A 9,939-nucleotide genomic window follows, 5' to 3' on the forward strand; every position below is an offset into this window, starting at 1 on the left:
TATCAAATGTTTTATTGAGCAGGTTTGTTGGTATCAGCCTGTGCTTTTTCACGAACACGGATACCAAGATCACGTAGCTGCTTGCTATCCACTCCAGCAGGTGCTTGGGTTAATGGGCACTCAGCAGTTTTGGTTTTTGGGAATGCGATCACATCACGGATAGAATCAGCGCCTACCATAAGCATAATCAAGCGATCCAAACCGAATGCCAAGCCACCATGCGGCGGTGCACCAAATTTTAGTGCATCAAGTAAGAAACCAAACTTGTCTTCTGCCTCTTGCTCGCCGATACCTAATGCCTCAAGTACGGCTTGCTGCATATCATAGGTATTGATACGTAAGCTACCACCACCAATCTCAGTGCCGTTCAACACCATGTCATAAGCGATAGATAAAGCCGCTTCTGGGTTGTTTTTCAGCTCCTCAACTGAGCCTTTAGGCTTGGTAAATGGATGATGCATCGACGTCCATTGACCGTTGTCAGTTTCTTCAAACATTGGGAAGTCAGTCACCCAAAGCGGCGCCCACTCACAAGTTATCATTTCAAGATCTAAACCAATTTTTTGGCGTAATGCACCAATTGCGTCATTCACGACACTGGCTTTATCTGCACCAAAGAAGATAATATCGCCATCTTTTGCAGCAGTACGCTCGATCAAGCTCACAAGTACATCATCAGTCATATTTTTGATAATTGGAGACTGTAAGCCAGATTCTTGATCCACACCATTGTTGATGCTGCTTGCATCATTGACTTTGATGTAAGCCAAACCGCGTGCGCCATAGATACCAACAAACTTGGTATAAGCATCGATTTGCTTACGGCTTAATGAAGCGCCACCAGGAATGCGTAGGGCAGCAACGCGACCTTTAGGATCATTAGCAGGGCCAGCGAATACTTTGAAATCAACGTCTTTCATCAAATCTGCAACGTCAACCAGTTTTAATGGAATACGTAAGTCAGGCTTGTCTGATGCATAGTCGCGCATTGCTTCAGCATAAGTCATGCGAGGGAATTGCTCGAACTCAACATCCATCATGGTCTTGAACAAATGCTTGATCAGACCCTCATTGATATTCATGATCTCTTCTTCGTTTAAGAAAGACGTCTCGATATCGACCTGAGTAAATTCAGGCTGACGATCGGCACGTAAGTCTTCATCACGGAAGCATTTAGCGATTTGATAATAACGGTCAAAACCTGACACCATCAATAATTGCTTAAATAACTGTGGTGACTGCGGCAGGGCAAAGAAGTTACCAGGACGTGTACGTGATGGTACAAGATAATCACGCGCACCTTCAGGCGTTGCACGAGTCAAAATAGGCGTTTCAACATCCAAGAAACCATGATCGTCTAAATAACGACGAATCGCTGACGTTGCTTTGGCACGGAACACCATACGCTCTTGCATTTGTGGACGGCGCATATCGAGGTAGCGATATTTCAGACGCAAGTCTTCTGATACGGTCGTTTTTTCGTCATTCAATGGGAATGGCGGGGTTTCAGATTTGGCCAGTACTTCAATCTCTTTGCCCAGTAGCTCAATTTGGCCACTGGTCATATTGTTATTTTCAGTACCTTCATAACGGCGACGTACGCGGCCAGTGATCTTTAGCACGTATTCAGGACGTACTGCATCAGCGGTTGCAAAAGCTTCTGGTGTATCAGGATCGACAACCACCTGCAAGATACCAGCGCGGTCACGCATGTCTAAGAAAATCACGCCACCGTGATCGCGACGACGATGTACCCAGCCTACGATACTAATGGTTTGCTCAAGCAAGCTCTCGGTTACAGCTCCGCAATATTCGTCTCGGTATTCGCTATGCGTCATAATATAGTTATCCAGTTATCAGCCCAATTCGAAGTACAATAATGCAGCCATTGCTGTGCGTTTCAAGCGATTTGCAAAAAAAACACACAAACAACGCGATTAAGACAAATGGTCATCACGTTGGCTGCAGAAAATTTGATATAAACGCATATTATGCCTAATCTACCTTTGTTATACAACCGGCTGAGCTCAATCAAAGCGCAGCCATGCATTGGTATCGGCTGTATTAAGTGAGCCATACCTAGATTAGGTTAAATATTGTCATTTTGCTTGAAAATACCAGCGAGTGTGCGCATATCAACCGCACCTGAATAAAAACAGCCATCTTGATACATCTACTGACTTGAGGATTTGTAACCATGCTATTTCATCCATCAAAAAACCCTGTTGAGCTAAAAGTAAGACATTTGAATGAAGCGCAAAAACAGCGCCGCGAAGACTTAATGGAAGCCACCCAAGGCAAAGCTGCGCTTAAAGAATTCAAAAAAACAATGGCAAAAAAAGCCAAGCAGGCGCTAAAAGCAAAAAGCAAAAAGCAGAAAAAAAATACTGATAATGCCTCGCAAGTTTTTGTTCTGGATTTTGAAGGTGATATCAAAGCAACCGCCGTTAAGCATCTACGCGAAGAAATCAGCACCCTGATCAGTACAGCCAATAAAGGCGATGAAGTGATCATACGTCTTGAGTCAGGCGGCGGTTTGGTACATGGTTATGGATTGGCCGCGGCGCAATTGGTTCGCTTAAAGGATGCTGGCCTAAAGCTAACGGTCTGCGTCGATAAAGTGGCGGCGAGCGGTGGCTACATGATGGCCTGTGTGGCAGACAATGTCGTGGCAGCGCCATTTGCGATTATTGGCTCAATCGGCGTGGTGTCACAATTGCCAAACTTTCATAAATGGCTCAAAAACCATGACGTCGATTATGAGATGTTTACCGCTGGCGACTATAAGCGCACAGTGACTGTATTTGGTGAAAACGATGCAGAAGATCGTGCCAAATACCAAGAAGAGCTAGAGCAGACGCACGAGCTATTTAAACACTTTGTCAATACTTATCGTCCAACATTGGATGTTGCCAAAGTAGCCACAGGTGAGCACTGGTATGGCGAAGATGCTTTGAAACTTAACCTGATTGACAGCTTGCAAACCTCTGACAGCTACATTCTAGAGCGTATGGAAAACAGCGAAGTATATGCACTACATTCACGTCAGAAGCCGACGCTGGCAGAGAAGCTGGGCCTTGCGCAAGCAGCAGAAGCGACGCTCAGTATGGCAGTGGATAAACTGCCAGATGCGCTCGCACGTTTTGAGCTAAACAGCCGCTTGAATGTTCTAAAATAGTCTTAGATATCATTATGATGTCTGATAGCTAGTATTTTAGCGGTCATATGTTTAGCAATACACTGTTTGTATTTTGTAAAAGGCGTGTCCTAACGGGTCGCGCCTTTTTGCTGTTTAATCATAATTGCTGTGTTATAAATGGTGGATACAGAAAACAGTATACGTCCGTACACTAAGGCTCGCATTAAAGATCTAGTAGAGCTTTTTGTCAAAACCTGATTTAGACAATCAATAAAGAAAAGGAAGTCATTTATGTCTAACGACAATTTAATGTTTACTGCAACGGAACATGGTCAAGCCATGCATGGCAAAGTCAAAGCGTTCATTGAAACGCATATTGAACCCATCGAAGCCCAATTCTGGGAAGAATGTCATAAGAAAAATCCTGATGGCAATTGGGAAAACTGGGAATGGCCAGAAGCCTATGAAAGCTTACGCAAACAAGCACGCGAGGAGGGTTTATGGAATTTATTCTTACCTGATGACACCTTAGGCGCAGGGCTGTCGGTGACTGACTATGCACCGATTGCAGAGCTGACGGGTCGCAGTTTGCTCGCGCCGCATGTGTTTAACTGCAATGCGCCTGACAGCGGCAATATGGAGCTATTATGGCGCTATGGTACACAAGAGCAGCAAGACAAATGGCTCACGCCGCTATTAGAAGGTGAGACCCGCTCAGTGTTTTGTATGACTGAGCCTGATGTGGCCTCAAGCGATGCCACCAATATGCAAGCAACCGCCGTGGTCGATGGTGATGAAATTGTCATCAACGGTAGCAAGTGGTGGTCATCTGGTCTTGGTGATCCTGCGGTTGATGTTTTAATTGTTATGGCTTATACCGCTGACGAGGATGCAGACCGTCATCATCAGCATTCAATGGTATTGGTACCAGTGAATACACCAGGTGTGAGTATCAAGCGTATGCTGAAAGTATTTGGCGATTACGATGCACCGCACGGGCACGGTGAGATCAGCTTTGATAATGTACGTGTGCCCGTCAGCCACTTTATTGGTGGGCCAGGTAAAGGCTTTGAGATTGCGCAGGGTCGTCTAGGACCAGGTCGTATTCATCACTGCATGCGTTGTATTGGTGCGGCTGAGAAGTCTTTAGAGTTGGCAGTGAAACGCGGTATGTCACGTACTGCTTTTGGTAAGCCGCTACTACAATTGGGCGGAAACTTTGAGCGTATTAGTGAGGCGCGTATCAAGATTGACCAAGCACGTTTGCTAACCCTTTATGCGGCGCAAAAAATGGACGCTCAAGGAACCAAAGCGGCATTGACTGAAATCTCTGCTATCAAAGTCGTTGCGCCAACTGTCCTACAAGAAGTGGTCGATATGGCGATTCAGATTCACGGTGGCATGGGTGTTTGCCAAGATACCTTGTTGCCGAACTTCTATGCGCAAGCACGTGTACTGCGCTTAGCAGATGGTCCTGATGAAGTACATAAAACGATGATTGCCAAGCTAGAGCTAAAACGTCAAGGTTTTAGCCGTTCTAAGTCTAACAAAGCCTAATATTAATCAATGTGTGTGAGTGGGTCTTAACTTGCTCATGCCATTGTCGTTAAAAATAAAATAAATTGAAAATTCACTACTAGCGATTTAGTAGTGAATTTTTCACCACTAATACTATTTCATTATTAACTATTTTACGACTACTACTAGATGTTATAAAAATAAGTAATCACAGGATAAGGATTGTCTCATGGCAACTGATAATAAAGTACTCGATAAAGGCGGTGCCGTACGTGAGGGTGAGGAGCTTGATGCCAAAGCGGTAAGCGCATGGCTGCGTAGTCAAGGTGTCGATGTCGTAGGCGAGCCTATAGTCGCTCAGTTCTCAGGCGGCGCATCAAACTGGACGTATCGCTTGCAATATGAAGGCGATAATAAAGGTCAAGATTTGATATTGCGTCGACCACCAAAAGGTACCAAAGCAAAATCTGCACATGACATGGTACGCGAATATACCGTTCAAAAGGCGTTAAAAGATGCCTATCCTTACGTACCTGAGATGATTGCGCTATGTACAGATGAATCTGTCATCGGTGCTGATTTCTATGTCATGGAGCGTATGGAGGGGATCATTCCCCGTGCCAATTTACCAAAAGGTGTCGATCTGAATCCTGAACAAACCCGTCTACTTTGTACCAATGTTTTGGATGCGTTGGTAGAGCTGCATCAGATAGACTATACCGAGCATCCTGATTTGGTTGATTTGGGTCGCGGTGATGGCTATTGCGCCCGCCAAATTAGTGGCTGGGACAAGCGCTATGTCAAAGCGAAGACCCCTAACGTACCGAGCTTTGCCTTGGTCAGACAGTGGCTCAAAAAGCACACGCCTGCTGATAGCAAAACATGCATTATTCACAATGACTGGCGCTTTGACAACGTCATACTCGATACAGACGAGCCGACTAAAGTGATTGGTGTGCTTGATTGGGAAATGGCAACCCTTGGCGATCCATTAATGGATTTGGGTAGTGCATTGGCCTATTGGATTGAAGAAGATGACAATATTGTCATGCAGCAGTTTCGTCGTCAGCCAACTCACTTAAAAGGTATGATGACGCGTGATGAAGTGGTTGCTTATTATCTAGAAAAGTCTGGACTACAGATAGATAACTGGACCTTTTATGAAGTGTTTGGACTGTTTCGTCTATCAGGTATCATTCAGCAAATCTACTATCGCTACTACCATAAGCAAACCACCAACCCAGCATTTAAAAACGCGTGGCTCGCCATACATGTCATGCACGCCAAATGTCTCAAACTGATTGCGCAATATGAAGGCGAAGCTCTGTTTAATGCACACGTTCAGCCGCATTTGGAAGACAGAGGAGTAGATGCTGCGACGATTGAGAAATTGCCAAGCCCTGTTCAAAAAGTAGTGAAAGGCATTTTACCAAAAGGCTATTTTGCTAAGCCCTCTGATTCAGCTGAAGTATAAGAAAAACCGCAATTTGGACAATATAATAAAAGGCAGTATTTTATGACAACCATACTTTTAGCCCGTCATGGTCAGGCTTCTTTTGGTCAAGAAAACTATGATCGGCTGTCAGAGCTGGGCGGTACTCAGGCAAAAATGCTGGGTCAACATTATGCAAATACCCAGCGCCGTATCGATGCGATATTTACGGGTAATCTGGTCAGGCAACAAGACTCTGCTCGCCATTTTTGGCAAGGGTATCAACCCTTTGCTCAGGCCAATAATGACGACATGGCCATTGCGACAGCCATCAACTTTGATGAGCCTGAAAGCTATATTCTGCCGCAATTTGACGAGTTCAATCACAAAGATGTGTTTGTGAAAGCCGCTGGTGATTTTGATAACCAAGCTGAGATATCCGCTGAAATTGCCAATGCTCAATCACCAAATCGGCGTCTTGCTGAGCTGTTTGACCAAGCGATGCAGCGCTGGCATGGTGGCAACAATGATCAGGACTATATTGAAAGCTGGCCGCAGTTCAATGAGCGTGCACAGCAAGCGCTTGAACAAGTACGTACAAAAATAGTCCATATGAGCCTAGATCAGGACAGTACAGTGTTGGTCTTTACCTCAGGTGGCGTCATCGCTGCCATTACCGCGCAGCTCTTGAAACAAGGCAGCCAAACCGCTTATCAGTTAAATAAAAGCTTAGTAAATACAGGCGTAACATCTATCACCTTAAAAAATCAGAGTACGCGTTTGTTGTCTTTAAATGAATACAGTCATCTATTCTCTGAAGGTAAGCTTTTTGTGACGTGGCGTTAGGCTGACAGCACATCGTAGTGATATATTAAAGCCGTGATAAAGTAGCTATTCTAAATATGTGACCGCTACGTATATAGTTGACGTCAATCATTATATTTGTTGACTATTTTTCGTTTATTTTTACAACTGACAAGCTCAATCTATCGATTTGCGATATTATAGGCTATCGATTTTATCTAATATTGATATAAACAGGATTGTCTATGAAAAATAAATTGATCAATTTGGTAACTAAAAGCGCCAAACAAAGTAAAGCTCAGGTGTTTAGCGCCGTTCAGCCATCACGCTATCTAAAAGACCTAAACAAACAGCAGGTTGGTCAAGGCAAAACCGTCCTGATCACAGGAGCAAGCTCAGGATTGGGCGAGGGTATGGCAAGATTGTTTGCTAAGCTTGGTTATAATCTTGCCATATGTGCGCGCCGTACTGATCGTTTAGAGCGCTTGCAGTCAGAGCTGGTAGCAGCATATCCTAATATACGCGTTGAATACCAAGCGTTAGATGTCAGTGATTATGATGCTGTTTTTAAAGTATTCGATGCATTTGCTGCTGACTTTGGCAATATTGATCGTATCGTGGTCAATGCAGGGATTGGTGATAGTCGCCGTATTGGTAAAGGACGTTTTGATACCAACCGCCGTACCGTTGAGATTAATTTCATCTCGGCATTGGCACAATGCGAAGCGGCGATGAATATCTTTCGGGCTCAAAACAGTGGTCATCTGGTCGTCATGTCGAGCATGTCAGCGATGCGTGGCCTGCCTAAGCATCTGACGGCTTATGGCGCGAGTAAAGCAGGTTTGGCGCATCTTGCAGAAGGGATTCGTGCTGATATGCTATTGACTAAGTTGCCTATTAAAGTCTCTACTATTTATCCCGGTTATATCCGTACTGAGATTAATACGAATGCCAAGCCATTACCGTTTGAAGTGGATACTGATACCGGTACCAAAGCGATTGTTGCAGCGATTGAAGCAGGTGTGGAAGAAGCGTGTGTACCAAGCTTGCCATGGTCGATTGTAGGTCAGGCAATGAAGCGTTTGCCGCTGCAAGTAATGAGTCGATTGAGCTAATGTGATACGCTCGTTCAATAAAAACAAAAAGCCCACTTTAATAATAGTGGGCTTTTTTGTCTCTATGGCAAAATTATAATATACAGATTACAACGTTTGCGGGTTGTTTGATATGTGCTGCTCACGTAGCTTTTGACGCAATACTTTACCCACGTTGCTTTTTGGTAGTTCGCTGACAAACTCAATATGACGCGGGCATTTATAACCGGTTAAATTATCCAGTGCAAATTCTTTAATATCTTCTTTGGTGACATTATTATCTGCAGGGACAATATAGATTTTGACGGCTTCACCTTGGTTTTCATCAGGGATGCCAATCACGGCGCAATCAACGATACACTCGTGGTCAAGCATAACGGCTTCGATCTCATTCGGGAACACATTAAAACCTGAGACCAAGATCATGTCTTTCTTACGATCCAGTAAGGTGATATAGCCTTTTTCGTCCATGCTAATGATATCACCAGTACGGAAATAGCCATCGCTGGTGAAATCGTTCGTATTGTCTTTGTTGAAATAACCGGAAGTAATGTTAGGACCTTTAATGCACATCTCACCAGCTTGATTCAATCCAACACGTTTGCCATTATCATCAACTACGATGATGTCAACGCTCGGAACCGGTATGCCGATTGTACCGTTGAACTTACGATCAGTAATGACGTTGGCGGTACCCGCTGCAACACCTTCAGTCATACCCCAACCCTCAACCATCGGACAGCCAGTAACTTCTAACCAGCGTGCGGCCGTTTGTTCTGTTGCTGCCATACCACCGGCTTGCGTGATACGCAATGAGCTAAAGTCTAAATCTTTGAAATTTGGCTGATCAAGTAAACCTTTAAACAAAGTGTTTACCGCAGGGAAAATATGGAACGGTTGTTTTGATAGCGTTTTGATAAACCCTGGCATATCACGTGGGTTAGGTATCAACACAAAGGTATAACCTGAACGCATACCAAGCAAGCTAAGCATAAAGGCAAAAATATGATATAGCGGCAATGCCATTACCATATTGATATATACCTCATTGATATCTGAGGTAACTGGACGATACCATGCTTCTGATTGCATAGCAGCAGCGACGACGTTACGCTGAGTCAGCACGGCACCTTTAGATAACCCTGTTGTTCCACCGGTATATTGCAAAATAGCTTTCTGCTGCATGGTGGCTTTAGGTGCTTGAATAGGAAGGTTCTTACCTTTCTTAAGCACTTCAGGAAACTTGGTAACATTGTACTTTGGGTCATTCAGGTTGTACTTGGGCACCAAGCGTTTGACCTGCCGAATAACCGTATTCACCAAAATACCTTTTAGGCCCATCATATCGCCCATTTTTGATAGGATAATACGTTTGATATTGGTCTCTTCGATGACCTGCTCAAGCGCTTGAGCGAAATTGTCCACCACAAAAATCACCTGAGCACCTGAATCATTTAATTGATGACGTAGCTCACGACCGGTATACAGTGGGTTAATAGGGGTGCAGACATAGCCTGCGCGTAAGATACCAATCATGACTGGCAAATATTGTGGGACATTTGGCATCATAAGTGCCACGACGCTGCCTTTAGGTAAGCCTTGAGCTTGTAACCATGCTGCTACTGCCAGTGACGCCTTATCAACATCATCATAGGTATGAGTCACACCCATACAGATAGTCATCGGATGCATACGAAAACGATTGAAGCACTCTTCATATAGTTCTATGAGGCTTTCATATTGATCAGGGTTAATGGTCTTGGGTACGTTTTCTGGGTATTGAGCAAGCCAAGGTTTATCTGCTGTCATGCCTAGCGTCCTTAAATTAAGATAAGTTAAGGTTCTATAAAAAAGTAGTCACATCCATGTCGACGATATACATCAGTGCCTTTTGAGCGATGAATTGTCGAGTGCTATCCTTTGTTTTCACATACTGCTAAAGTACAGAGTCC

General features: G+C 44.2%; 7 protein-coding genes. 5 read left to right on the top strand and 2 right to left on the bottom strand.

Annotated features, from left to right (window positions below; all coding sequences use genetic code 11):
- Positions 1-11: 11 nt before the first annotated feature.
- A complete protein-coding gene (aspS, locus tag I3255_RS05800) occupies positions 12-1,838 on the bottom strand; it encodes an aspartate--tRNA ligase (RefSeq protein WP_238037752.1) in 1,827 nt (608 codons plus the stop codon).
- Positions 1,839-2,197: 359 nt separating this feature from the next.
- Here aspS and sohB point away from each other — a divergent pair, with 359 nt between their 5' ends.
- The 5 genes from sohB (at position 2,198) to I3255_RS05825 (ending at position 8,008) form a co-directional block, all read left to right on the top strand.
- Positions 2,198-3,178, top strand: a complete 981-nt coding sequence (sohB, locus tag I3255_RS05805) for a protease SohB (RefSeq protein ID WP_238037754.1) — start codon at positions 2,198-2,200, stop codon at positions 3,176-3,178.
- 252 nt (positions 3,179-3,430) lie between these two features.
- Positions 3,431-4,696, top strand: coding sequence for an acyl-CoA dehydrogenase family protein (locus tag I3255_RS05810; protein WP_238037756.1), 1,266 nt, complete (start codon positions 3,431-3,433; stop codon positions 4,694-4,696).
- 190 nt (positions 4,697-4,886) lie between these two features.
- Positions 4,887-6,131 (top strand): phosphotransferase family protein, encoded by a 1,245-nt coding sequence (locus tag I3255_RS05815; protein ID WP_238037758.1) that lies wholly within the window; start codon positions 4,887-4,889, stop codon positions 6,129-6,131.
- 42 nt (positions 6,132-6,173) lie between these two features.
- On the top strand, positions 6,174-6,935 hold the full coding sequence (locus I3255_RS05820; protein ID WP_238037760.1) for a histidine phosphatase family protein: 762 nt from the start codon (positions 6,174-6,176) through the stop codon (positions 6,933-6,935).
- A 203-nt stretch (positions 6,936-7,138) separates the two neighbouring features.
- The gene (locus I3255_RS05825; protein WP_269117273.1) at positions 7,139-8,008 is read left to right on the top strand and encodes an SDR family oxidoreductase; all 870 of its coding nucleotides are present in this window, start codon (positions 7,139-7,141) and stop codon (positions 8,006-8,008) included.
- Positions 8,009-8,095: 87 nt separating this feature from the next.
- Here I3255_RS05825 and I3255_RS05830 read toward each other — a convergent pair whose 3' ends face one another.
- The gene (locus tag I3255_RS05830; RefSeq protein WP_238037762.1) at positions 8,096-9,796 is read right to left on the bottom strand and encodes an AMP-binding protein; all 1,701 of its coding nucleotides are present in this window, start codon (positions 9,794-9,796) and stop codon (positions 8,096-8,098) included.
- Positions 9,797-9,939 lie beyond the last annotated feature (143 nt).

Origin of the sequence: Psychrobacter sp. Ps6, assembly GCF_022129235.1 — a bacterium.
Lineage (GTDB): Bacteria > Pseudomonadota > Gammaproteobacteria > Pseudomonadales > Moraxellaceae > Psychrobacter.